This window comes from Neorhizobium sp. P12A (assembly GCF_008365395.1).
Taxonomy (GTDB): domain Bacteria; phylum Pseudomonadota; class Alphaproteobacteria; order Rhizobiales; family Rhizobiaceae; genus Rhizobium.
The window spans coordinates 601,999-624,985 of record NZ_QOVX01000001.1 but is presented as its reverse complement, the minus strand read 5'-3'; the positions used below and the strand labels follow the sequence as shown (position 1 = coordinate 624,985).

Below are 22,987 nucleotides of genomic sequence, written 5' to 3'. Positions count from 1 at the left end.
GCGAACCGGATGGTTTGCGGCCTCGTTGTCTTTATGACCAAGAGATCAAGCAACCTTCATGGCGCCGGGGCCGGGGATGGCTTTTGGCGGCACCTTGCCGAGGATGATCATGCCGAGGACTTCGTCCTTGGTGACGTCCTCGGTGCGGGCGTGGCCGACGACCTGGCCGTTCTTCATGACGGAGACGCGGTCGGCGAGATCGAAGACGTCGTGGATGTCGTGGCTGATGAGGAAGATGCCGATGCCTTCCTTCTTCAGCTGCTTGATCAGCTCGCCGACCTGCGCCGTTTCCTGGGGGCCGAGGGCCGCGGTCGGCTCGTCCATGATCAGGATGCGGGCGTTGAAGAGGATGGCGCGGGCGATCGCGACCGACTGGCGCTGGCCGCCCGAGAGCGCTTTCACCGGCTCCTTGAAGCGCTTGAAGTTCGGGTTGAGGCGCCCCATCACTTCGCGGGTCGAGGCTTCCATGGCGACGTCATCGAGCGTGCCCCACTTTGTCTGCAGCTCGCGGCCGAGGTAGAGGTTGGCGGCGGCGTCGACATTGTCGGCGACGGCGAGCGTCTGGTAGATCGTCTCGATGCCGAATTTCTTGGCGTCGCGCGGCGTCTTGATATCGACCGGTTCGCCGTTGATCAGGATGTCGCCCGAGTCGCGCTTGTAGGCGCCGGAGAGAATCTTGATCAGCGTCGACTTGCCGGCGCCGTTATGGCCGAGCAGTGCGACGACTTCGCCTGGATAGAGGTCGATAGAGGCGTTGTCGACTGCGTGGATGCCGCCGAAGGAAATGGAAATGTTCCTCATTTCCACGAGCGGAGTGGTTTGATCCGTCATAGTTCGGAATCCCTTTACTTGGCGCGCGAGCGATAGACGATGTCGAGCCAGACGGCGATGACAAGGACGACACCGACGACGACGTTCTGGATTGGCGTATCGACATTGGCAAGCCCCATGCCCGATTGCAGCGACTGCATCACCAGGGCGCCGATCATGGCGCCGGCGACCGTGCCGCTGCCGCCGGCAAGCGACGTGCCGCCAATGACGGCTGCGGCGATGGTGAAGAGCTCGTAGGTGGTGCCCTGTGAGTTGACAGCAGAATTCAGGCGCGCGGTAGAAATCGCGGCCGCGACCGCAGCCAGGAAGCCCATCAGCGCGAAGATCTTCACGATGACCCACCGCGTCTTGATACCGGCGAGTTCAGCCGCTTCCGGGTTGCCGCCGATCGCGAAGACATAGCGGCCGAAGCGCAGGCGCGTGGCGATGAAAGTCATCACGATGCCGATGAAGAGGGCGATAAGAACCGGAACGGCGATGCCGTAGGGGATGTCCAGCCCGGCCTCGGGCCACTGGATATTGTGATCGGTTGCGTACCGCTTTGCGATGCCGATCGGCCAGTAGTAGCTGTTGAAAAGATAGACAGTACCGAGCACCAGGGCCGAACCGAGGGCGCCCAGGAAATATTCCGCCCAGAGCGGACGCCGCGGAAAGTGGAAACGCTTTCGCTGTTGGCGGGAACCGATGATGCCGGCGATGATCAGCAGGCAGGCAATTATGCCGATCACCCAGCTCCAGGTCGCCCCGATCGAACCGGTTGCGCCGCCGCCGCCCATGACGACGAATGTGGAATCCATCGGCGCAACTGTCTGGCCTGATGTCACATACCAGGCCAAGCCGCGCCAGACGAGAAGCCCGCCGAGCGTGACGATGAAGGAAGGGACATTCATGAAGGCGGTGATGGCACCCTGGAAGGCACCTATGGCCGTACCGATCGCGAGGCCGCAGATCAAGGTAATGATCCAGGTCCAGGAACTGTCGAAGCCGAGATATTGCGGCAGCCATTTGGCCTGGATAACGCCCATGATCATCGCGACGAAGCCGAGCACCGAGCCGACCGAAAGGTCGATATTGCGTGTGACGATGACCAGCACCATGCCTGTCGCCAGCACCGAGATTTCGCAGGTCTGAACCGAGAGGTTCCAAAGGTTTCTGGGCGTCAGGAATTCCCGGCCGTCGAATATTCGCAGGTAAAGATCGAAGCCGATCCAGATGATCAGCAGCGCTCCGATCATGCCGAGCAGGCGGGTATCGATTTCGGTTGCGCGCAGGAAGCGGACGATTGCGCCGCTTTCCGCATTGCGGGGACCGCTCGATGTTGTGGACTGTGTCATGTCGGCCATCGCTTTGCCGTTCTCCACTGTTGGGCGCTGGCCCGCGACATCTTTCACCGTCGCTGGCAATAGTCTCGCGCTGATCTCATTATACGCCATCGCCGACCGGCAGTAATGCTTGGCGGTCGCGCCGACGCGCCCGTTGCGTGCGGCGGGCGGCTGCGGTGGCGCAGGGGTCGTGCAGTGAGGGGGTCCTCGTTCGGAGGCTTTGTCCTACTGCATTCGACGCCGCAACGGAGGGCCGCTACGGCGTCGGCAGTTCTAGCTGGTTAGGCGGCGATTAGTTGCAAGCTGCAACCGAGCCGGCCTTGACGCCCTGGCAAGCTTCAGCCTTGGAGATCCAGCCCGCGTCGATGACGAGGTTCAGGTTGTCCTTGGTGATACCGATCGGGGTCAGGAAGACCGACTTCATCGGAACGTGCTTCGCGCCGCCGGTGAAGGTCTGTACGCCGCTGATCTGGTCCATCGTCTTGCCGCCCGCGAGGTCGAGGGCGATTTCAGCAGCGCGCTTGCCGAGTTCGCGGCTGTCCTTCCAGACAGACACGGTCTGTGTGCCGAGCGCGATACGGTTCAGAGCAGCCTTGTCGGCGTCCTGGCCCGAAACCGGCACGGAGCCGGCGAGACCCTGGGCGTCGAGAGCAGCAACAGCACCGCCGGCGGTGCCGTCGTTGGAAGCAACGACTGCGTCAACCTTGTTGTTGTTGGCGGTCAGGAACTGTTCCATGTTGCGCTGTGCGTTCTGCGGCAGCCAGCCGTCGGTATAGGCTTCGCCGACGTTCTTGATCTTGCCGGCGTCGATTGCGGGCTTCAGCACTTCCATCTGGCCTGAGAACAGGAAGTCGGCGTTCGGGTCGGAGGAGGAGCCCTTGATGAAGACGTAGTTGCCTTCCGGCTTTGCCTTCAGGACTTCGCGAGCCTGCATGCGGCCCACTTCCTTGTTGTCGAAGGTGATGTAGAAGGCAGCCGGATTTTCGATCAGGCGGTCGTAGCCGACAACCGGGATGCCTTCGTCGGCGGCCTTTTCGATGGCCGGGCCGATGGCGTCGCTATCCTGAGCAAGGATGATCAGAGCGTTTGCGCCCTGCGAGATCAGGGATTCAACGTCCGTGAGCTGCTTGGAAGCGGAAGACTGGGCGTCTGCGGAAATGTACTTGGCGCCAACGGCAGCGAGTGCCTTCTTGATGGCGGCTTCGTCGGTCTTCCAGCGTTCTTCCTGGAAGTTCGACCAGGACACGCCGACCACCAGATCCTTGGCGAAAGCCGCCGTCTGCATGGTCAAAACGAGGGCCGCGCCAGCGGCCAGCTTGATAAATGATCTCAATTTACCCTCCCGAGTGAATGCGACCGCACGTACCCTAAAGCTCCCGCCGGCCGCCGCGATAACGCTGACGAGAAAGCTATGGATTTTTTTCTCGACAGTCGAGAAATTTAGTGTCAGAGATTTTTGAAGCTGTCAACACTGCATTCTTAGGTTTAAACGGCCCCATCAGAAGGGCATTCGGGAATTGCAGATGAGGGGGAAGGAATGGAGGGGGGACGGCTTGAATCAGAGCAAGTCGAGTACGGAATTGGTGCGCCAGCGAAACAGCGTGCTGGTGCTGCGGGCATTGCGGCGCCACGGTTCGCTCGCCCATACCGAGATCTCTGATTTTACGAAGCTTTCCTCCGCAACCGTGTCGGCGATCACCGCCGATCTCGAACGCGCGCAGATTATCGCGAAAACGGAACAGCAGGCGGCAACCGGCCGCGGGCGTCCTCGCGTTCTGTTTTCGCAGCGCCGCGATTGCGGCTACATCGTCATCGTCATCATCTCCTCGGATGCGGTCCAATATTCGCTGGTGGACTATGCTGGAACGCTGCTCGACCGATTTACCGAGGACCGCGTGCAGGAGGGGCAACCTGTCTCGCAATTCGTCAGGGCCCTGCAGGAGGGGCTGGAGCGAATCGTAGAGCGGTCGAAGATCGCCCGCGATCAGGTCCTGCTCATTTCGATCAGCAGCAAGGGGTTGGTCGACAGCCTCGCGCCGGTGCTGCGCTGGTCGCCGATTTTCGGGCGCAATCAGATCGATTTTGCCGAGGCGCTGAGGGGGCGCTGGCAGGCCAAGGTCATTCTGGGCAATGAAACGCTGCTGGTCGCCGCGGCACTGGGACTGCGGGATGAATATGATAAGGGCGAGCGGTTTCGCGCGCTGGCTGCGCTTTCGCTCGGCCACAGCATCGGGCTTGGGATCGTTTCGCGACAGCCGGGTGGCGAGCACGAGGTTTCGGCGCCGAATTTCGGGCATATGCTGCATATACCCGATGGCGCCCTCTGCCGCTGCGGATCGCATGGCTGCGTGGAGGCCTATGCCGGTTTTTATGCAATCCTCAGAGCCGCCTTCGACGTCCCGCGGGATACCATCCCGGCAAAGTTCGTCCCAATCTCGGAGCTCGACAAGATCGCCGCTAGCGCACGGCAGGGCAATCGCCGTAACGGATTTGCCTTCCGTCAGGCTGGTCTCGTGCTGGGCAACGGGATTTCGCGCGTCCTTAGCCTCAATGACCTGATGCCGATTGCGATCACCGGGCCGGGCGCGCGCTACTACGACCTGCTGCGCGAGGGCCTCGAGGAGGGACTTGCGCAGTCGCATATCGTGCGGATGGAGGGAATGCCTGAATTGCGGGTGGTCGCGGACGAGCCGGCGCTCGTCTTCGAGGGGCATCTGAACCGCGCGCTGGCGCTCATCGACAGCGATATCGTCATGTCGGGAGCAACGACGAACATGGAATTGAACGAACAGCTTGGCTAGTGCCCTGAAAGGATGCTGCCAAAGGGAGGGCGAGAATGAGGAAGCTGGTACTGATGTGCCTCTGTCTGGCAGCGGCGGGCGGCCCCGAGCTGGCAGGGGAGCCGTGAAAGGAAAATACGCCGGCGCTGGGGTAGGCGGGGCCGACGTCTGGGGTCATCTGACGGCTGACCAGCTGAACCATCTGACCGATATCGGCCAGCAGCTGTTTATGGCACGGTTCACGGTCGAGGACGGGGCAGGGCGGCCCGGCGCGACGCAGGCGATCGTGCCCACCAAGCGCAAGCATCCGGTCCTCAACGAATTCAGCCGAACGGCCGGCATCGATGCCAATGCCTGTTCCTCCTGCCATAACCTGCCATTTCCCGGGGGTGCCGGCGACTTCACCACCAATGTCTTCGTGTCCGAAGGCTTCGAGAGTGCCGATTTCGACACGACCGACCCGCAGTTCTCCGACGAGCGGGGCACCAACAGCCTGTTCGGCGACGGCCTGCTGGAGCTTCTGGCGCGCGAGATGACGACCGATCTGCAGAAGGAGCGCGGCGATGCGATTGCGCTCGCCGCCCAGACGGGCGAGCCGCAGCGTGTCGCGCTTGAGACCAAGGGCGTGAAATACGGCTGGATCACCGCCCAGCCGGACGGGCTCGTCGACATGCGCGAGCTTGACGGCATCGACATGGATCTGGTGATCCGTCCCTTCAGCCAGAAGGGTGTCATGACCTCGCTACGCCAGTTTACCGTCAATGCGCTGAACCAGCATCACGGCATGGAGCCGGTGGAGCGCTTTGGCGGACGCTGGACGGGCACGACCGATTTCGACGAGGACGGCCATCCCGATGAAGTCAGCGACGGCGACGTTTCGGCGCTGGTCGCCTGGCAGGCGACCCTGCCGGCGCCGGTGCAGAAAGTGCCGGACGATCCAAAATGGCGGCAGATGGCCGAAGACGGCGAAAAGCTTTTCACCGGTATTGGCTGCACCTCCTGCCACATGGAAAGCTTGCCGCTCGACAGCCTCTCCTTCTCCGATCCGGGACCGGAGGACATGGCGGGGACGCTGAACGTCACCCAGGTGAAGGAGCCGGCGGTCTACGATCTCTCGCAGCGCGACTGGACGAAGAAGCTGAAGCGCAACGACAAGGGCCAGGTGCTGGTACCGCTGTTCGGCGACCTCAAACGCCATACGATGACGGACAACGACATCGACCAGCTCGGCAACGAGCTGATCGCCCAGCGCTTCGTCGATCGCAACATCTTCATGACGGCTGAACTCTGGGGCGTGGCCTCGACGCCGCCATATGGCCACCGCAACGACATCACCACGATGGACGGCGTTATTCGCGCCCATGGCGGCGACGGCCGCAAGGCGCGCGATGCCTATGTCAACGCTTCGGACGAGGACCGTTCGAAGATCATCGCCTTCCTCAAGACGCTGGAGATCGAACAATGAAGAAGATCGTCTCCCTCATCGCCAGCGTCGGCATGGTCGCTTACGCACTCGCGCCCTTCGCCGCTTTCGCTGAAGACAAGCCGGCGCAGCCGGAAGCGCCTTTCCTGATGGATGTGCCGCATTTCCAGGAGGAGGCCGTCGCCGCCGGCATCGACCATCAATATACCGGCGGCTGGGAATATTTCGTCGGTGGCGGTGTCGCGAGCTTCGATTGCAACGGCGATCGCAAGCCGGACCTCATGCTGGCCGGCGGCACCAGTCCGATCGGACTCTATGTCAACCAGAGCCAGACCGGTGGGGCGCTGAAGTTCCAGCAGATTCCAGTCAATCTCTCGGACAAGGACCAGCGCTCGGTTCTCGGCATCTATCCGATCGATATCGACAATGACGGCTACACCGATCTGGTGCTGCTGCGCCTTGGCGAAAACATCATCCTGAAGGGCGGCCCTAACTGTACCTTCGAGAAGGCGAACAAGACATTCGCCTTCGACGGCGGCAAGGACTGGACAACGGCCTTTGCGGCCACTTGGGAGGCGGGCAACAAATATCCGACGCTCGCCTTCGGCAATTATGTCGATCGCTATGCGCCGGGCACGCCTTTCGGGACCTGCAGCGACGATGTCTTCGACCGGCCCGTCGGCAACGACAAGCCGGACTATTCCAATCCGCTGCCGCTGAAGCCGAGCTATTGTACGCTCTCCATGCTGTTCACCGACTGGAATCACTCCGGCCAGGATTCGCTGCGCGTCGCCAACGACCGGCAATATTATCGCGGCGGCCAGGAGCAGCTCTGGCAGATCGCGCCCGGCCGGCCGCCACGGCAATATACGGCAGCCGAGGGTTGGGCGGCGCTGCATATCTGGGGAACGGGCCTCGCCGAGGCCGATCCGAAGGCCAACGGCATGCCGGAATATTTCATCACCTCGATGGGCGACAACAAACTGCAGGTGCTTGACGAGGATGCTGACGAGAACAATCCGACCTATCGCGACACCGCCTATGAGGTGGGGGCCGCGGCCTACCGGCCCTATACGGGCAAGGATCATCGTCCGTCGACGGCCTGGCATGCGCAGTTTGCCGACGTCAACAACGACATGAAGACGGATCTGTTCATCACCAAGGGCAATGTCGAGGCCATGCCGGAATTCGCCGCCAGCGACCCGGGCGACCTGCTGATGGGCGGCTTCGACAACAAGTTCCACGAGAAGGGCGAGGAGGCCGGCATCGCGCTACCCGGCAAGGGCCGCGGCGCCGTCGTCGAGGATTTCAACAATGACGGCATGCTCGACATCCTCGTCGCCAACCGCATGCAGAAGGCCTTCCTCTACCGCAATCTCGGCGCCAAGACCGACTGGGGCTATCGCCCGCTCGGCAACTGGACGGAGATCGAGCTCGACAACGGCCCGATCAACCACATGGGCATCGGCGCCACCATCAATCTGCGCGCCGGCACCGTCACCCAGGTGCAGCGCGTCCAGGTCGGCGGCGGCCACGCCTCCGGCCATGTCGGCTTCACCCATTTCGGCCTCGGCACGAACGAACGCGCCGTCATTCGCGTGCAATGGCCCGATGGGGAATGGAGCCAGCCCTACCGCATCTTCGCCAACCAGCATGTGGTGATCAAGCGCGGCACGACGGCGGCGCAGTATTGGTTCCCGCCACCTGCGGCGGAGAAGCAGGCGGTGGCGGTTCCGGCTGCTGTTGAGGGCGCGGCGGCTGTGGGGAAATAGGGGATCGGAGCGGCAGCTTTACGAGTTGGTGCTCCTGCATTTTCGCCTTGCGATGACGCGGGAGCCTTCTCGCCATGTGGACGCATAGCGGCTGGATCCCTGTGACGGGCACAGGGATGAGGGAGGGTGGGGTGGCGGTATCGCGAAGAAACGCGCCGTAGGACCCAATAAAAACGGCCGAAGTTTCCTCCGGCCGTTCCCATAGAATCCTACGATCGGATATCACCCAATCTTCACCAGCTTCCCTTCTTTCACCGACTGCACGGCCGCATCGGCCAGCCGCAGGGCTGCGAGACCGTCGGCGCCCGAGGGCGTGATCTTGCCGCCCTTTTCGATCGCGGCGATGAAGCTGGCGATCTCGTTGGCATAGGCTTCGATGTAGCGGGTCATGAAGAAATCGTGCAGCGGCGGGCGGGTATAGCCGTCGCCGTTGGCGATCTCGATGGAGACCGGGCGCTGGTTTTCGGCGGCAACCATGCCCTTGGAACCGTGGATCTCGATGCGCTGGTCGTAGCCGTAGGTGGCGCGGCGCGAGTTGGAGATCATCGCCTGCTTGCCTGATGCCGTCTGCAGCAGCACAGAGATGCTATCATAGTCGCCGGCTTCGCCGATCGCCTTGTCGACGAGGACGGCGGCGGTCGCGGATACCGCAACCGGCTCTTCGCCAAGCAGGAAGCGGGCCATGTCGAAATCATGGATGGTCATGTCGCGGAAGATGCCACCGGAGCGCTTGATGTAATCGACCGGCGGGGCGCCCGGGTCGCGCGATGTTATCGTCACCATCTCGACCTCGCCGATCTTGCCGTCGTCGATCGCCTTGCGCACGGCCATGAAATGCGGATCGAAGCGGCGGTTGAAGCCGACCATCAGCTTGGCCTTGGTCTCGTCGACGACCTTGATGCAGGCCTGGACGCGGGCGACGTCGAGATCGATCGGCTTCTCGCAGAAGATTGCCTTGCCCGCGCGGGCGAAGCGCTCGATCAGGTCGGCATGGGTATCGGTCGGCGTGCAGATGACGACGGCATCGATATCCTTGGCGGCCTCGATGGCCTCGATGGAGCGCACCTCGCAGCCGTAGGCCGAGGCAATGGCATCGGCAGCCGCTGGAAAGGCGTCGGCGACAGCGACGAGCTTCGCATTTGCGTCGCCGCTCACGGCTTTCGCATGCACCTTGCCGATGCGGCCGGCGCCGAGCAGACCAAATCTTACAGTCATGTCATCCTCCCAATTTCGGAATAAACGAACCGAATAATAAATATTCTGGAATTTTCATTCCATTTTCAGCCGGCGGCGTCAAGCCGCCCGACTTTCACATTCTTGAAATTCAGCTTAAAGACATCGCACCCGAAGATTAAGAGTACAAAGCGCACATGCAGCTGATCGACCCGAACCATCCCTTTTACAAATCCCTCTGGCGCCGCATCCTGATTGTCGCGGTCTGCCTTGGCTGGGCGGTCATCGAGGCATCGACCAGAGAGCCGTTCTGGGCGGTCCTCGTCGGTGCGGTCGGTATCTACGCAGCCTGGATGCTGCTGTTGAATTTCGATCCGAAGCCACCGGAATCGGCCAGCGAGCCTGCAGTCGCCGACGATGAGGATGACGACGGCGAAAACGCAGGCAACAGCGAAAAGCGCGACGGCTAGCCGAAATCGATCCGCATCAATATTTCGTCGTAATAGGTGTCCGCAACCTTCAGCGCCTCGGTATCGACAGCCCATTGGCTGAAACCCATCGACTGATAGAGGCGGATGGCGGCAAGGTTGGAGGAAACGACGCTCAGCCGCAGCGAGCGGCACATGGTCTTTCCTTCCGCCATCGTTTCGGCAAGCAGGCTTTTCGCAAGGCCGGTTCCTCTTGCCTGCTGGCGCAGATACATGCCCCAAATCGATGCGATATGGCGGATCTTTGCGGGGTTCGAGCGCGCAAGGCCGATCACGCCGGCCAGCCTCTCGTCAGAGTCGAAGCCGCCGAAGATGACGCTTCGCCCGATTCGCCCGGCAATCTCTTCCGGAGACAGGCGCTCCTCCTCTTCCAGCGATGCGCCGAACGCTTCCGGATGCAGCCGCAGTCCTTCCAGGCGGATGTCACGGAAAGCGACGTGATCTTCGGGCTGCAGGCGACGAATATGAAATTGCGGCATGACGAGAGTTCCGGTGACGGCGATAGTCGGTGATAAGGGCAGTCGGCACGATAGTACGAAAATTAGCCTGGGCCAGAGGTTGATGATGCAGAGTCAGCTACCGCCGCAGCCTTGCGGCTTTCGCCAGGCGTCGCATTGCTTCATCGATCAAGAGATTGGCAATCTTCATGCGGATCGTCGCATTGTCCCGAAAGGGCAGGGCAACGCCGTCAGGGTGGTTTGTCTTGGCGAAGGCGCGGCGCTTGTCGCTCAGGCTGTGCATCGTGTCCCCGGAGGAAATCGATAGTTCCGCCGCAATCTGCTCGGGCCGCACTCGCGTCAGATGTTGCGGCATGACCGGTGGTTCCGGCACGACCGGTTCCGGTTTTACGGTCACAGTCTTGGTGTTTGCCGCAGAGTCTCCGCCTGTCGCTGCTTCTTCTTTAAAGCTTGCGAAGGGCCCGTCGGATCCCAGGTTGTCGACATAGGCCTGATCCGGCCGGGCAGACGGCACGGACACGCCTTCAAGAACGGTCGAGGCGAAACCTGTATTGAGGCCGTGAATGCGATGCGCACTTGGCTCGGCGCTTTTGGGAGTCTCTTCCTCTTCCGCGTCGAGGCGATCGAGAACCGATTGGAATACGGATTGTCCGAACAGCATGCTTTTCTCCAGGGTGCACAAGCATGCATCGCGAAGATGGTCCCGGGCTGGTCAGGTCATTATCAAGGTGCGGCTGTCCTCAAGAATCATGTCGTGCAGCAGGCGAGCGCTTGGCGGCATCGCCCGTTCGCGGGCAGTGATCAAGCTGAAGGGCTTCACGTCGATATCGAAGTCGATCGGCAGGATGCAGGCCTCACCCGCCTGAGAACTTTGGCCACAGATGAACTGCGCCATATCAAGCGCGATGGGAGCGATGGCGTCCGTCTTGCAGACGACCGCAAGCGTCAGGAGCAGGGACGAGGTGTTGACCGTATTCTCAGGCAGCGGCACGCCAGCTGTGATGAATATGTCCTCGAGCTTCCGCCGCAGCAGCGTGCCCGGCGGCTGGAAGACCCAGTCATGGCCGGACAGGTCCTGCAGGCTTGCAACACCCTTCTTCAGGAGGGGATGGCCGTTGCGGACGATCAGGCAGGCCTTTTCGATGCCGATTTCATGGGCCGCGAACAGCCGCGGATTGAGCTCATCTGGAATGCGGCCGATGATGAAGTCATGGCGGGCGGCGAGCAATTCGCGGGCAAGCACATTGCTCGTCTCGACCTGTATGTTGATCTCGATGCCCGGATAGGCCTGCGTCACGCGCTGGATCGCGGGGACGACGAGGCTCATCGCCGGGGCGGTGACGGCGCCGATATAGACCGACCCGCCCTTGCCGGTTCTAAGCTCACCGATCTCACGGGAAGCCTCGCGCAGCTCCAGCAGGATCTTGCGTGCCCGTTTGGCAAGAGCAGACCCAAAAGAGGTCAAGACGACGCCTCTTGCGACCCTCTCGTAGAGGGGAATTTTCACAATCGATTCCATTTCCGATAACATCCGCGAAGCGGCGGGCTGGGAGATGTTCAGAGCCTCCGCAGCGGCCGAAATCTGCCCATGATCTTCGATAGTGACGATCATTCGCAGGTGATTCAGCTTCAAACCGGCGCGCAAAAGCGAGTCGTCGCGAAAATTATCTGTGTGAATTTCTGTACCATCACGGGAATAATCGTAAAGAATTTTCTCCATAGTTGTAAAAATCAGCCTCCTGATGGCAAAAAGTACTATTTTTTAACGTTATACCAAAGATGATATATGAGACGCCATCTATTCTATTTGACAGTTATACGAATCCATACGAGTTTGCCCCTCGTGCGCTGGGTCAGCCGCTCAACATGCGTGAGATCGTGGAGGAGACGTACTTCGTTTCTCACAATTAGAAGTAACATCCATTCTACGGAACCTGCCACAGTTTCGGGGCGGGCATTGCCCGCCGATTTATTTAACAGAGGGAGAGAGAGATGAAATCCATTATCTCGTTGATGGCGGCCGCCGCTCTTGGCGTCGCTTCTTTCGTGGCTCCGGCCTTGGCCGCAGACAAGGGGACCGTTGGTATCGCCATGCCGACGAAGTCTTCGGCTCGCTGGATCGATGACGGCAACAACATCGTCAAGCAGCTTCAGGCAGCTGGTTACAGCACCGACCTGCAGTATGGCGACGACGACATTCCGAACCAGCTGTCGCAGATCGAAAACATGGTCACCAAGGGTGCCAAGGTTCTCGTAATTGCTGCTATCGACGGCACGACGCTTTCGGACGTTCTCCAGAAGGCTCATGACGCTGGCATCAAGGTTATCGCTTACGACCGCCTGATCCGCGACTCCGGCAACGTCGACTACTATGCCACGTTCGACAACTTCCAGGTTGGCGTTCTCCAGGCTGGCACGATCGTCGACGGCCTCGGCCTCAAGGACGGCAAGGGCCCGTTCAACATCGAACTCTTCGGCGGTTCGCCTGATGACAACAACGCCTTCTTCTTCTATGACGGCGCTATGTCGGTTCTGCAGCCCTACATCGACAGCGGCAAGCTGGTCGTAAAGTCGGGCCAGATGGGCATGGACAAGGTCGGTACGCTGCGTTGGGACCCGGCAACGGCCCAGGCTCGCATGGACAACCTGCTCTCCGCTTACTACACGGACGCTCATGTTGACGCCGTCCTGTCGCCTTACGACGGTCTGTCGATCGGCATCATCTCCTCGCTCAAGGGCGTTGGCTATGGTTCCGGCAACCTGAAGCTCCCGATCGTTTCCGGTCAGGACTCGGAAATCCCGTCGATCAAGTCGATCATTGCCGGCGAACAGTACTCCTCGATCTTCAAGGACACCCGCGATCTCGCCAAGGTAACCGTCGGCATGGTCAACGCTCTGATGACGGGCGGTACGCCTGAAGTCAACGACACCAAGACCTACGACAACGGTGTCAAGGTTGTTCCGTCCTACCTGCTGAAGCCGGTCGTTGTAACCAAGGACAACTATTCCAAGGTTCTTATCGACAGCGGCTACTACAAGGCCGACCAGCTGAAGTAATTTAAATCGCGTCGCCGGGACCCGCCATTGGCGGGTTCCGGTTATTATTTTATGATCGCCGGGTCTCGTTTCGGTCGTCGGCGTTGGGTTTTCGACTATGGAAAATATAATCCTGGAAATGCGGAATATCACCAAGACGTTCCCGGGCGTGAAGGCGCTCTCGAACGTGAACCTCAAGGTTCAGAAGGGTGAAATTCATGCGTTGGTGGGCGAGAACGGCGCCGGTAAATCGACGCTGATGAAAGTCCTCTCCGGCGTTTATCCGGCAGGAAGCTACGAAGGCGACATCGTCTATGAAGGTGACGTCCGCAACTTCAAGGTCCTGAAGGACAGTGAAGAAATCGGCATCGTCATCATTCATCAGGAGCTGGCGCTCGTTCCGCAGCTTTCGATCGCTGAAAATATCTTTCTCGGCAACGAGGTCGCCTCCAACGGGATCATCCGCTGGGACGAGGCTTTTGCCAAGGCGAAGGAGCTCCTGACCAAGGTCGGGCTCAAGGAATCCCCGGAAACGCTCGTGACCGACATTGGCGTCGGCAAGCAGCAGCTGGTGGAAATCGCCAAGGCCTTCTCCAAGAGCGTCAAGCTGCTGATCCTCGATGAGCCGACCGCCTCGCTCAACGAGAAGGATTCCGACGCGTTGCTCAACCTCCTGATGGAGTTCCGCAACCAGGGCCTGACCTCGATCATCATCACCCACAAGCTGAACGAAGTGCGCAAGGTTGCCGACCATATCACGGTGCTGCGCGACGGCATGACGGTCGACACGCTCGACTGTCACACCCAGGAAATCAGCGAAGACATCATCATCAAGAACATGGTGGGCCGCGAACTGGCCGATCGTTATCCGCCGCGCTCCGTGCCGATCGGCGAGACGATCCTCGAGGTCAAGAACTGGAACGCCTTCCACCAGCAGCACCGCGATCGCCAGGTCCTGCACGACATCAACATCAACGTCCGCAAGGGCGAAGTCGTCGGCATTGCCGGCCTGATGGGCGCCGGGCGTACCGAGTTCGCCATGAGCGTCTTCGGTCGGTCCTACGGCCACAAGATCAGCGGCGAAGTCCTGATGGACGGCAAGGCGGTCGATGTCAGTACGGTGCGCAGGGCGATCGACGCCGGTCTCGCCTATGTGACGGAAGACCGCAAGGTGCTCGGCCTCGTGCTCAACGATAACATCGTCCATAACACGACCCTCGCCAATCTGCAGGGCGTCTCGCGGGCGACCGTGATCGACAGTTTCGAGGAAGCGCGCGTCGCGACCGACTATCGCTCCAAGCTGCGCATCCGCAGCTCGGGCATCTTCCAGGAGGCGGTGAACCTCTCGGGTGGCAACCAGCAGAAGGTGGTTCTGTCCAAGTGGCTGTTCTCCAATCCGGATCTGCTGATCCTCGACGAACCCACGCGCGGCATTGATGTCGGCGCGAAATACGAAATCTATTCCATCATCAACCAGCTTGCCGCCGACGGAAAGGGCGTTCTGATGATCTCATCGGAAATGCCCGAACTGCTGGGCACATGCGATCGTATTTACGTCATGAATGAAGGGCGTATCGTTGCAGAGCTGCCGAAAGAGCAGGCGAGCCAGGAAACCATCATGCGCGCTATCATGCGCTCAGGGGAGAAGAAGTAATGACGCCGATCAACCAACCCGTCACCGAGGAAGGCAACGTCGTTTCCGTTTTTGACTTTATTCGCGGCAATATTCGCGAATACGGCATGTTGATCGCTCTCGTTGCGATCATGGTCTTTTTCCAGATCTATACGGGCGGCATTCTCTTCAAGCCGGTCAATCTGACCAACCTCGTGCTGCAGAACTCGTTCATCGTCATCATGGCACTCGGCATGCTGCTCGTCATCGTGGCAGGTCATATCGACCTTTCGGTCGGATCGATCGTCGCCTTCGTCGGCGGGGTGTCGGCCATCATGACGGTCAGCTGGCATATGAACTATGTCGTGGCCGGCATTCTGTGTCTCATCATCGGCGGCATAATCGGCGCGGCCCAGGGCTACTGGATCGCCTATCACCGCATTCCGTCGTTCATCGTGACGCTTGCCGGCATGCTGGTCTTCCGCGGTCTGACGCTCTTCGTCCTCGGTGGCAAGAACATCGGTCCGTTCCCGCCGGACTTCCAGGTACTCAGCACCGGCTTCATCCCCGACTTCCTGTCCTTCCTTGGCCCTTGGTCGTTCAGCGGTCCGTGGCTCCAGATCAACTCATTCCTGTTCGACTTCGATAAGATGACGGCGGCGCCGATTGACGTCCAGCTCGTGACCGCGACGTGGACGATCAACAACATTGCCGCGCTCGTCCTCGGCATCATCGGTGCAGCTGCATTGGTCTACAGCGCTGCTCGCCGCCGTGCATCGAAGATGGCGCATGGCTCGGATGTCGAGCCTGCGAGCTTCTTCGTTGTGCAGAACGCCATCATGGCGTTCGTCATCGTCTTCCTGGCGTTCCAGCTCTCGACCTACAAGGGGCTGCCGAACGTTCTGGTCGTCATGCTCGTTCTCATCGGCTTCTATGCCTTCATCACCCGCCGTACGACGATCGGCCGCCGCATCTATGCGATGGGCGGCAACGCCAAGGCGACGAAGCTGTCGGGTATCAACATCGAGCGCCTCAGCTTCTACACCTTCGTCAACATGGGCGTCCTCGCCGGTCTCGCCGGCATGATCGTCGCGGCCCGCCTCAACTCGGCCACCCCGAAGGCCGGCGTCGGCAACGAGCTTGACGTCATCGCGGCCTGCTTCATCGGCGGCGCCTCGGCTTCGGGCGGTGTCGGCAAGATCACCGGCGCGGTCATCGGCGCGTTCATCATGGGCGTCATGAACAACGGCATGTCGATCGTCGGCCTCGGCATCGACTTCCAGCAGATGGTCAAGGGCCTCGTGCTTTTGGCCGCCGTGTTCTTCGACGTCTACAACAAGAACAAGGGTTGATCGCATCTAGCGATCACCCACCGGATTTTGCATTCAGGCGCATGACCAATCCGGCCCCATCGGGGCCGGAGTTGCGGAGCTTAGCCCCCGTATGGCGCCTTACATAAAGGAAGAAAGCCATGCTCATTTCCCAGATCAAGGGCTCGAACGGCGAGATCATCGTTGCGGTACGCGACGAAGCCGGCAAGGCCGCCAAGGCCGTCAATAAAGCCGCCAGTGTCTACGCGCTCGCAATGGAAGCCGCCGATAGCGGCAAGTCGCTGGTATCGGTCATCGAGGCGCATGGTCTCGGCGAGGCGATCGATCTCGACAAGGCCTATGCCGCCGGACGTTTTCTGCCGCCGATCACGCATCCGGATGCCGCGCATCTGCATTTGACTGGTACGGGCCTGACGCATCTCGGTTCTGCCGCGACCCGCGACTCCATGCACAAGAAGACGACGGAAGCGGCCGAAGAGACGCTGACGGACTCCATGAAGATGTTCAAGATGGGCATCGAGGGCGGCAAGCCGGCCGTTGGCCAAAAGGGCGTTCAGCCCGAGTGGTTCTACAAGGGCAACGGCTATGGCGCAGCCGCACCGGGTGCAGCGCTCGTCTCGCCCTCTTTCGCGCTTGATGGCGGCGAAGAGCCCGAGATGGCCGGCATCTATGTCATCGCCAAGGACGGCACGCCGTTCCGCATCGGCTTTGCGCTGTCGAACGAGTTCTCCGATCACGTGACCGAACGGATCAACTATCTCTATCTCGCCCATTCCAAGCTGCGTCCGGCAAGCTTCGGCCCGGAAATCCGTATCGGCGTGGCGCCGGAAGACATCCGCGGCACGTCGCGGATCAAGCGCGGCGACAAGGTGATCTTCGAAAAGCCCTTCCTGTCGGGCGAGGCGAACATGTCGCACACGTTCGCCAACCTCGAATACCACCACTTCAAATACGGTCTCTTCCGCGTTCCCGGCGACGTCCATGTTCACATGTTTGGCACGGCAACGCTCTCCTTCGCTGAAGGCATCAAGCCGGAAGCGGGCGACGTGTTCGAGATCGAAGTGGCCGAATTCGGCCTCCCGTTGCGCAATCCGCTGGCTGTTGCTGCGGAAGAAGACGTGGCGGTCCGCCAGCTCTGATGCCCAGAAGTCCGGCCGCGAGGAGGTGGCCGGATGTTTCTTTGAATGAACAAGAGGAGGCCTCGAAGCCTATGACCATTCATCAGAACCTGATTGCCGGCGAGTGGACCGGTTCGAACGGCGCGGAAAACATCAACCCGTCGAACACGAATGAAGTGGTCGGGCTTTATGCGAGCGCCGATGCCAAGGATGTGGCCAACGCGATCGCAGCTGCCAAGGCTGCCTTCCCGGCCTGGTCGCGCTCGGGCATCTGGGAGCGTCACGTCATCCTGAAGAAGGCCGGCGACGAGATCATGGCGCGCAAGGACGAGCTTGGCGCGCTGCTTGCCCGCGAAGAGGGCAAGACCCTGCCTGAGGCAATCGGCGAGACGATCCGCGCCGCGCAGATCTTCGAATTCTTTGCCGGCGAGGCGCTGCGCTTGGCGGGCGAAGTGCTTCCCTCCGTGCGTCCCAATATCGGCGTCGAGATCACCCGCGAGCCGATCGGCGTCATCGGCATCATCACCCCCTGGAACTTCCCGATCGCCATCCCGACCTGGAAGATCGCGCCGGCGCTCTGCTACGGCAACACCGTCGTCTTCAAGCCGGCCGATCTCGTGCCCGGCTGTTCCTGGGCGATCGTCGATATCCTGCATCGCGCCGGCCTGCCGAAGGGCGTGCTGAACCTCGTCATGGGCAAGGGCTCGGTCGTCGGCCAGGCCATGCTCGACAGCCCGGAACTGGCGGGCATCACCTTTACCGGCTCGGTCGGCACGGGCAAGCGCGTTGCGGTTTCGTCCGTCGAGCATAATCGCAAGTACCAGCTCGAAATGGGCGGCAAGAACCCGATGGTCATTCTCGACGATGCCGACCTTACCGTCGCCGTCGAGGCTGCCGCCAATTCGGCCTTCTTCTCGACCGGCCAGCGCTGCACGGCATCCTCGCGCCTGATCGTGACCGAAGGGATACACGACAAGTTCGTCGCTGCCATGACCGAGAAGCTGAAGACGCTCAATGTCGATGACGCGATGAAGCCGGGCACCCATATCGGCCCCGTGGTCGACGAGAAGCAGCTGAAGACCGATACCGACTATATCGAGATCGGCAAACAGGAAGGCGCCAAGCTTGCCTTCGGCGGCGAGCTGATCAAGCGCGACACGCCCGGCTTCTACCTGCAGCCGACGCTGTTTACCGAAGCGACCAACCAGATGCGCATTTCCCGTGAAGAGATTTTCGGGCCGGTGGCATCGGTCATTCGCGTTAGGGATTACGAAGAGGCGCTGGCCGTCGCAAACGATACGCCGTTTGGCCTGTCGTCGGGCATCGCGACGACCAGCCTGAAGCATGCCACGCATTTCAAGCGCAATGCCGAGGCCGGCATGGTGATGGTCAACCTGCCGACAGCGGGCGTCGACTTCCACGTGCCCTTTGGCGGCCGCAAGGGATCGTCCTTCGGCTCGCGCGAGCAGGGCAAATACGCCGCAGAATTCTTCACAACGGTCAAGACAGCATACACGCTGGCATAAGACATCAGGGCTCGGATCGAAAACGAGGCGATCCGGGCGACTTCCAAGGAAAGAGCCAAATGTTCAAGAAAGCAGAATGGCCGCGCAAGCTGCGGTCGCAGGAATGGTATGGCGGCACGAGCCGCGACGTGATCTATCACCGCGGCTGGCTGAAGAACCAGGGGCATCCGCACGATCTGTTCGACGGACGCCCCGTGATCGGCATCCTGAACACCTGGTCGGACATGACCCCGTGCAACGGCCATCTGCGCGAACTCGCCGAGAAGGTGAAGGCGGGCGTATGGGAGGCCGGCGGCTTCCCGCTCGAGGTGCCTGTGTTCTCGGCGTCGGAAAACACCTTCCGTCCGACTGCCATGATGTACCGCAACCTTGCTGCTCTCGCTGTCGAAGAAGCGATCCGCGGCCAGCCGATGGATGGCTGCGTGCTGATGGTCGGCTGCGACAAGACCACGCCGTCGCTGATCATGGGTGCCGCATCCTGCGATCTGCCTTCGATCGTCGTGACAGGCGGCCCGATGTTGAACGGCTATTTCCGCGGCGAGCGCGTCGGCTCCGGCACGCATCTGTGGAAGTTCTCCGAAATGGTGAAGGCTGGCGAGATGACGCAGGCCGAATTCCTCGAGGCCGAAGCCTCGATGAGCCGTTCGTCGGGCACCTGCAACACCATGGGCACCGCCTCGACGATGGCGTCGATGGCTGAAGCGCTCGGCATGGCGCTGTCCGGCAATGCCGCGATCCCCGGCGTCGATTCCCGCCGCAAGGTCATGGCGCAGCTGACTGGTCGCCGTATCGTGCAGATGGTCAAGGACGATCTGAAGCCATCTGACATCATGACGAAGCAGGCTTTCGAGAATGCGATCCGCACCAATGCGGCGATCGGCGGATCGACCAATGCCGTCATCCACCTGCTCGCCATGGCAGGCCGCGTCGGCATCGATCTGACGCTGGACGATTGGGACCGCTGTGGCCGCGACGTTCCGACGATCGTCAACCTGATGCCGTCGGGTAAATACCTGATGGAAGAGTTCTTCTATGCCGGCGGTCTGCCCGTCGTGCTGAAGCGCCTCGGCGAAGCCGGCCTGCTGCACAAGGATGCGCTAACGGTTTCGGGCGAGACGGTCTGGGACGAAGTCAAGGACGTCGTCAACTGGAACGAAGACGTCATTCTGCCGGCTGAGAAGGCGCTGACGCAATCGGGTGGCATCGTCGTGGTTCGCGGCAATCTCGCTCCGAAGGGCGCCGTCCTGAAGCCGTCCGCTGCTTCGCCGCATCTGATGGTGCATAAGGGCAGGGCGGTCGTGTTCGAGGACATCGACGACTACAAGGCCAAGATCAACGACGACAATCTCGATATCGACGAGACCTGTGTCATGGTCATGAAGAACTGTGGTCCGAAGGGCTATCCTGGTATGGCCGAAGTCGGCAACATGGGTCTGCCGCCGAAGGTGCTCAAGAAGGGCATCACCGACATGGTGCGCATCTCCGACGCCCGCATGTCCGGCACCGCTTATGGCACCGTCGTGCTCCACACCTCACCGGAAGCCGCTGTCGGCGGACCGCTCGCGGTTGTCCGGAACGGCGACATGATCGAGCTCGACGTGCCGAACCGTCGCCTGCATCTCGACATTTCCGACGAAGAATTGGCAAAGCGCCTTGCCGAATGGCAGCCGAACCATGACCTGCCGAAGTCGGGTTACGCCTGGCTGCACCAGCAGCATGTCGAAGGGGCCGATACCGGCGCCGACCTCGACTTCCTCAAGGGATGCCGCGGAAACGCCGTTGGCAAGGACAGCCACTAACCGGCCCGTCTAAGAACATGAATCAGTGAAAAGGCGGAACTCTCGTTCCGCCTTTTTCTTTTGCGTCGATTGGCGCGTTCCGGGGCTTGCGGCGTTCGCCCTTAGGCGATGGAAGCGACCTGCTGACTTGATTCTTCGTTGCTGAACAGCGCCTTGATCGCCGGCCACTTGCGGCGGAAGGCTGCCACGCAGGCCGGATCGAAATGCGAGCCGCTGCAGGCGATGATTTCGTTATAGGCTTCCTCCAGCGACCAGGCCCGTTTGTACGGCCGGTCGGAACAGAGGGCGTCGAACACGTCGGCAACGGCAACGATGCGCGCCTCGATCGGGATTTCGTCGCGTGCGAGGCGGAGGGGATAGCCGTTGCCATCCCATCTTTCGTGATGGCCAGCGATGATGGCGGTGGCAACCCTCGCCACCTCCGCCGAGCTGCCGCGCAGGATATCGATTCCGATAGGCACATGCCGACGCATCTGCTGAATTTCATCAGGATTGAGTTTTCCGGGTTTCTGCAGCAGTGCGTCGGAAATGCCGATCTTGCCGATGTCGTGGAGCGGTGCGGAAAGGTAGATGTTGCGACGCTGGATGCGATCGAGCCCCACGCCTTCGGCGATCAACAGGGCGATGTTGGCAACGCGCTCGACGTGATCGCCGGTGTTGCCGTCCCTAAGCGCCATTGCCCGCGCGAGGCACCAAACGATCTCCTGTTCGCGCATGTCGGCCTGTTCGGTCGCATGCCGGAAAGCCTGATCCAGCGATTTCGCCCGATCCGCAAGCTCGAGCTGTGCCTGACGCAGCGCAATCAGGTTGGTGATCCGTGCTTTCAGTTCCAAGCGATCAAACGGCTTGTTGAGAAAATCGGTTGCCCCTGCCTCAAGCGCCTCCAGCTTGATTTCGCGCTCCGTCTGGGAGGTGATCATCACGATCGGCACGCCTTCGTAGCAGTCCTGTTGGCGTAGCTTGCGAATGAAAGCGATGCCGTCCATCTCGGGCATCATGTAATCGACCAGCACGATATCGAAGTTGATTTCCCGGCTACGCGTCAGCGCCTCAAGCGGATTGGTGAATGTCTCGATCGGACGGTCTGAAAACTCTCTGACCGCAGCCTTGAGCGCAGCGAGACTTGATTTGCTATCATCGACAATAAGAAGAGACATAGGCACCCTGCCAAAATTCATAAAATAATCGTTCGGCTCTCGAGAAAGCAGAAGATCAAACGCCCCGGTCGAGATCATCTTTTGTCGGATGCAAGCATATCAAGCGAAAGCTGCGTCATGCTGTTTTCGGCAATGGCGGCTTCGCTTGAGGCAGAAACCGCATTCTAGGGAGGGTGCAGCAGTAAAATTAAGATAACATTAGATTTGATGGCGAAATTTGAGATTTACGCAAGTATTGCGTGTCTTCGCGTGCATTTGCGTCAGCTCTGGCTTTGGCTTTGCGTCTGACTTTGGTTCTCAACCTTGACGGCGACCGACAGGGTTTCTCCCGGCGTCCCGATCCGCATTCCCGATACAGGTGCGGCATCGCGATAGCAGAGCCCGGTGGCAATACGGACATAGCCTGCATCGGGACAGACATTATTGGCGGGATCGAAGCCCACCCAACCGAGGCCCGGAATATGAACTTCGGCCCAGGCGTGGGTTGCAGCCTGCGCAACGGCATTTTCCATCAGGAGATAACCGGAGATGTATCGGGCCGGCAGGCCGATATGACGGGCGGCGGCGATGAAAATATGGGCATGGTCCTGACAGACACCGCTCTTGGCCTCCAGTGCCTCCTCAGCGGTCGTTTCAGTATCGCTGGAACCCGATCTGTATTCGACTTGTCGATGGATCTCGCCCATGAGCGTGTGCATCTTGGCCAGTTCGCTGTCGCCGGAAATGGACCGGGCAAGTTCCTTGACCAGCTTGCCCGCCTTCGTGCGTGGAGTATCCCGCAGGAAGAGCCACAGCGGACAGAAGCCTGTATGTGGCCCGGTTACGCCATTCAGATCTTCCGTCTCGACCTCGCCTGAGGAAACAATGCGAGTTGCGACCTGTTCGCCGTCGAAGGAAACGAGATCGACCTGATTGCCAAACTGATCCTGGTAGTTGACCTCCGTGCGGGCGCCTTCGACCTTAAGCGACCAGTTCAAGACCCTTTGCCCGGGGCCGGTCAGCGGCGTCAGCCGCAGCCGCTGCAACGAGAATTGCGTCGGCTCTTCGTAGCGGTATTCGGTGACGTGACTAATCTTCAGTCTCATATTCTGACCCGCTTAAAGCAATTCCAGCAAAAGTGAGAAGCGGTTTTGCGTCCGGAATTGCGTGACATCAAATGGC

At 60.6% G+C, this 22,987-nt stretch carries 19 protein-coding genes; 10 read left to right on the top strand and 9 right to left on the bottom strand.

The window, feature by feature from the left end:
• Nucleotides 1-45: 45 nt before the first annotated feature.
• The 3 genes from DTW90_RS02915 to xylF all read right to left on the bottom strand — a co-directional run bounded on the left by DTW90_RS02915 (nucleotide 46) and on the right by xylF (nucleotide 3,486).
• Nucleotides 46-831: an ATP-binding cassette domain-containing protein gene (locus tag DTW90_RS02915; protein WP_132518910.1), complete on the bottom strand. Its 786-nt coding sequence runs from the start codon at nucleotides 829-831 to the stop codon at nucleotides 46-48.
• Nucleotides 832-845: 14 nt separating this feature from the next.
• Complete coding sequence (locus DTW90_RS02910; protein WP_132518912.1) at nucleotides 846-2,174, bottom strand: sugar ABC transporter permease; 1,329 nt, start codon at nucleotides 2,172-2,174, stop codon at nucleotides 846-848.
• Between the two features lie 271 nt (nucleotides 2,175-2,445).
• Nucleotides 2,446-3,486 (bottom strand): D-xylose ABC transporter substrate-binding protein, encoded by a 1,041-nt coding sequence (gene xylF, locus DTW90_RS02905; protein WP_132518914.1) that lies wholly within the window; start codon nucleotides 3,484-3,486, stop codon nucleotides 2,446-2,448.
• A 220-nt stretch (nucleotides 3,487-3,706) separates the two neighbouring features.
• Between xylF and DTW90_RS02900 the strand changes: the two genes are divergently transcribed.
• The 3 genes from DTW90_RS02900 (at nucleotide 3,707) to DTW90_RS02890 (ending at nucleotide 8,128) form a co-directional block, all read left to right on the top strand.
• Nucleotides 3,707-4,954 (top strand): ROK family transcriptional regulator, encoded by a 1,248-nt coding sequence (locus tag DTW90_RS02900; RefSeq protein ID WP_246664879.1) that lies wholly within the window; start codon nucleotides 3,707-3,709, stop codon nucleotides 4,952-4,954.
• A gap of 103 nt (nucleotides 4,955-5,057) precedes the next feature.
• Complete coding sequence (locus DTW90_RS02895; protein ID WP_246664878.1) at nucleotides 5,058-6,398, top strand: di-heme oxidoredictase family protein; 1,341 nt, start codon at nucleotides 5,058-5,060, stop codon at nucleotides 6,396-6,398.
• Entirely contained in the window at nucleotides 6,395-8,128 is a 1,734-nt protein-coding gene (locus tag DTW90_RS02890) for a CRTAC1 family protein (RefSeq protein WP_246664877.1), read from the top strand. Before DTW90_RS02895 ends, DTW90_RS02890 begins: the two co-directional genes overlap by 4 nt.
• Nucleotides 8,129-8,350: 222 nt before the next feature.
• Here DTW90_RS02890 and iolG read toward each other — a convergent pair whose 3' ends face one another.
• Complete coding sequence (iolG, locus tag DTW90_RS02885; protein ID WP_149336306.1) at nucleotides 8,351-9,343, bottom strand: inositol 2-dehydrogenase; 993 nt, start codon at nucleotides 9,341-9,343, stop codon at nucleotides 8,351-8,353.
• 155 nt (nucleotides 9,344-9,498) lie between these two features.
• Between iolG and DTW90_RS02880 the strand changes: the two genes are divergently transcribed.
• Nucleotides 9,499-9,771 carry a hypothetical protein gene (locus DTW90_RS02880; RefSeq protein WP_149336304.1) on the top strand — a complete coding sequence of 91 codons (273 nt, stop codon included), beginning with the start codon at nucleotides 9,499-9,501 and terminating at the stop codon, nucleotides 9,769-9,771.
• Here DTW90_RS02880 and DTW90_RS02875 read toward each other — a convergent pair.
• The 3 genes from DTW90_RS02875 to DTW90_RS02865 all read right to left on the bottom strand — a co-directional run bounded on the left by DTW90_RS02875 (nucleotide 9,768) and on the right by DTW90_RS02865 (nucleotide 11,967).
• Nucleotides 9,768-10,268: a GNAT family N-acetyltransferase gene (locus DTW90_RS02875; protein WP_149336303.1), complete on the bottom strand. Its 501-nt coding sequence runs from the start codon at nucleotides 10,266-10,268 to the stop codon at nucleotides 9,768-9,770. The genes DTW90_RS02880 and DTW90_RS02875 overlap by 4 nt on opposite strands.
• Nucleotides 10,269-10,365: 97 nt before the next feature.
• Nucleotides 10,366-10,908: a hypothetical protein gene (locus DTW90_RS02870; protein ID WP_132518928.1), complete on the bottom strand. Its 543-nt coding sequence runs from the start codon at nucleotides 10,906-10,908 to the stop codon at nucleotides 10,366-10,368.
• A 51-nt stretch (nucleotides 10,909-10,959) separates the two neighbouring features.
• On the bottom strand, nucleotides 10,960-11,967 hold the full coding sequence (locus DTW90_RS02865) for a LysR family transcriptional regulator (protein WP_132518930.1): 1,008 nt from the start codon (nucleotides 11,965-11,967) through the stop codon (nucleotides 10,960-10,962).
• 272 nt (nucleotides 11,968-12,239) lie between these two features.
• Here DTW90_RS02865 and chvE point away from each other — a divergent pair, with 272 nt between their 5' ends.
• The 6 genes from chvE (at nucleotide 12,240) to araD (ending at nucleotide 20,669) form a co-directional block, all read left to right on the top strand.
• Nucleotides 12,240-13,304, top strand: a complete 1,065-nt coding sequence (gene chvE / locus DTW90_RS02860) for a multiple monosaccharide ABC transporter substrate-binding protein (RefSeq protein WP_132518932.1) — start codon at nucleotides 12,240-12,242, stop codon at nucleotides 13,302-13,304.
• A gap of 97 nt (nucleotides 13,305-13,401) precedes the next feature.
• Nucleotides 13,402-14,937 carry a multiple monosaccharide ABC transporter ATP-binding protein gene (mmsA, locus tag DTW90_RS02855; RefSeq protein WP_132518934.1) on the top strand — a complete coding sequence of 512 codons (1,536 nt, stop codon included), beginning with the start codon at nucleotides 13,402-13,404 and terminating at the stop codon, nucleotides 14,935-14,937.
• Nucleotides 14,937-16,247 carry a multiple monosaccharide ABC transporter permease gene (gene mmsB, locus DTW90_RS02850; protein WP_149336301.1) on the top strand — a complete coding sequence of 437 codons (1,311 nt, stop codon included), beginning with the start codon at nucleotides 14,937-14,939 and terminating at the stop codon, nucleotides 16,245-16,247. The genes mmsA and mmsB overlap by 1 nt, the downstream gene beginning before the upstream one ends.
• A 119-nt stretch (nucleotides 16,248-16,366) precedes the next feature.
• Nucleotides 16,367-17,365, top strand: a complete 999-nt coding sequence (gene araD1 / locus DTW90_RS02845) for an AraD1 family protein (RefSeq protein WP_132518938.1) — start codon at nucleotides 16,367-16,369, stop codon at nucleotides 17,363-17,365.
• A 71-nt stretch (nucleotides 17,366-17,436) separates the two neighbouring features.
• The gene (locus DTW90_RS02840; protein WP_149336300.1) at nucleotides 17,437-18,870 is read left to right on the top strand and encodes an aldehyde dehydrogenase family protein; all 1,434 of its coding nucleotides are present in this window, start codon (nucleotides 17,437-17,439) and stop codon (nucleotides 18,868-18,870) included.
• Nucleotides 18,871-18,929: 59 nt separating this feature from the next.
• Nucleotides 18,930-20,669, top strand: coding sequence for an L-arabinonate dehydratase (gene araD, locus DTW90_RS02835; protein WP_132518942.1), 1,740 nt, complete (start codon nucleotides 18,930-18,932; stop codon nucleotides 20,667-20,669).
• A 101-nt stretch (nucleotides 20,670-20,770) separates the two neighbouring features.
• Here araD and DTW90_RS02830 read toward each other — a convergent pair whose 3' ends face one another.
• Together DTW90_RS02830 and DTW90_RS02825 are read right to left on the bottom strand one after the other, a co-directional pair.
• A complete protein-coding gene (locus DTW90_RS02830; RefSeq protein ID WP_149336298.1) occupies nucleotides 20,771-21,826 on the bottom strand; it encodes an HD domain-containing phosphohydrolase in 1,056 nt (351 codons plus the stop codon).
• Nucleotides 21,827-22,086: 260 nt separating this feature from the next.
• Complete coding sequence (locus tag DTW90_RS02825; protein ID WP_149336296.1) at nucleotides 22,087-22,911, bottom strand: transglutaminase family protein; 825 nt, start codon at nucleotides 22,909-22,911, stop codon at nucleotides 22,087-22,089.
• Nucleotides 22,912-22,987: the final 76 nt, after the last annotated feature.

Bases quoted from the DNA above. Each gene is read 5' to 3' on its own strand.
- mmsB (WP_149336301.1), top strand. From the start codon at position 14,937: ATGACGCCGATCAACCAACCCGTCACCGAGGAAGGCAACGTCGTTTCC.
- DTW90_RS02825 (WP_149336296.1), bottom strand. From the start codon at position 22,911: ATGAGACTGAAGATTAGTCACGTCACCGAATACCGCTACGAAGAGCCG.
- DTW90_RS02880 (WP_149336304.1), top strand. From the start codon at position 9,499: ATGCAGCTGATCGACCCGAACCATCCCTTTTACAAATCCCTCTGGCGC.
- DTW90_RS02875 (WP_149336303.1), bottom strand. From the start codon at position 10,268: ATGCCGCAATTTCATATTCGTCGCCTGCAGCCCGAAGATCACGTCGCT.
- chvE (WP_132518932.1), top strand. From the start codon at position 12,240: ATGAAATCCATTATCTCGTTGATGGCGGCCGCCGCTCTTGGCGTCGCT.
- DTW90_RS02830 (WP_149336298.1), bottom strand. From the start codon at position 21,826: ATGTCTCTTCTTATTGTCGATGATAGCAAATCAAGTCTCGCTGCGCTC.
- DTW90_RS02910 (WP_132518912.1), bottom strand. From the start codon at position 2,174: ATGGCCGACATGACACAGTCCACAACATCGAGCGGTCCCCGCAATGCG.
- araD (WP_132518942.1), top strand. From the start codon at position 18,930: ATGTTCAAGAAAGCAGAATGGCCGCGCAAGCTGCGGTCGCAGGAATGG.
- DTW90_RS02865 (WP_132518930.1), bottom strand. From the start codon at position 11,967: ATGGAGAAAATTCTTTACGATTATTCCCGTGATGGTACAGAAATTCAC.
- araD1 (WP_132518938.1), top strand. From the start codon at position 16,367: ATGCTCATTTCCCAGATCAAGGGCTCGAACGGCGAGATCATCGTTGCG.
- DTW90_RS02915 (WP_132518910.1), bottom strand. From the start codon at position 831: ATGACGGATCAAACCACTCCGCTCGTGGAAATGAGGAACATTTCCATT.
- mmsA (WP_132518934.1), top strand. From the start codon at position 13,402: ATGGAAAATATAATCCTGGAAATGCGGAATATCACCAAGACGTTCCCG.
- DTW90_RS02840 (WP_149336300.1), top strand. From the start codon at position 17,437: ATGACCATTCATCAGAACCTGATTGCCGGCGAGTGGACCGGTTCGAAC.
- iolG (WP_149336306.1), bottom strand. From the start codon at position 9,343: ATGACTGTAAGATTTGGTCTGCTCGGCGCCGGCCGCATCGGCAAGGTG.
- DTW90_RS02870 (WP_132518928.1), bottom strand. From the start codon at position 10,908: ATGCTGTTCGGACAATCCGTATTCCAATCGGTTCTCGATCGCCTCGAC.
- DTW90_RS02890 (WP_246664877.1), top strand. From the start codon at position 6,395: ATGAAGAAGATCGTCTCCCTCATCGCCAGCGTCGGCATGGTCGCTTAC.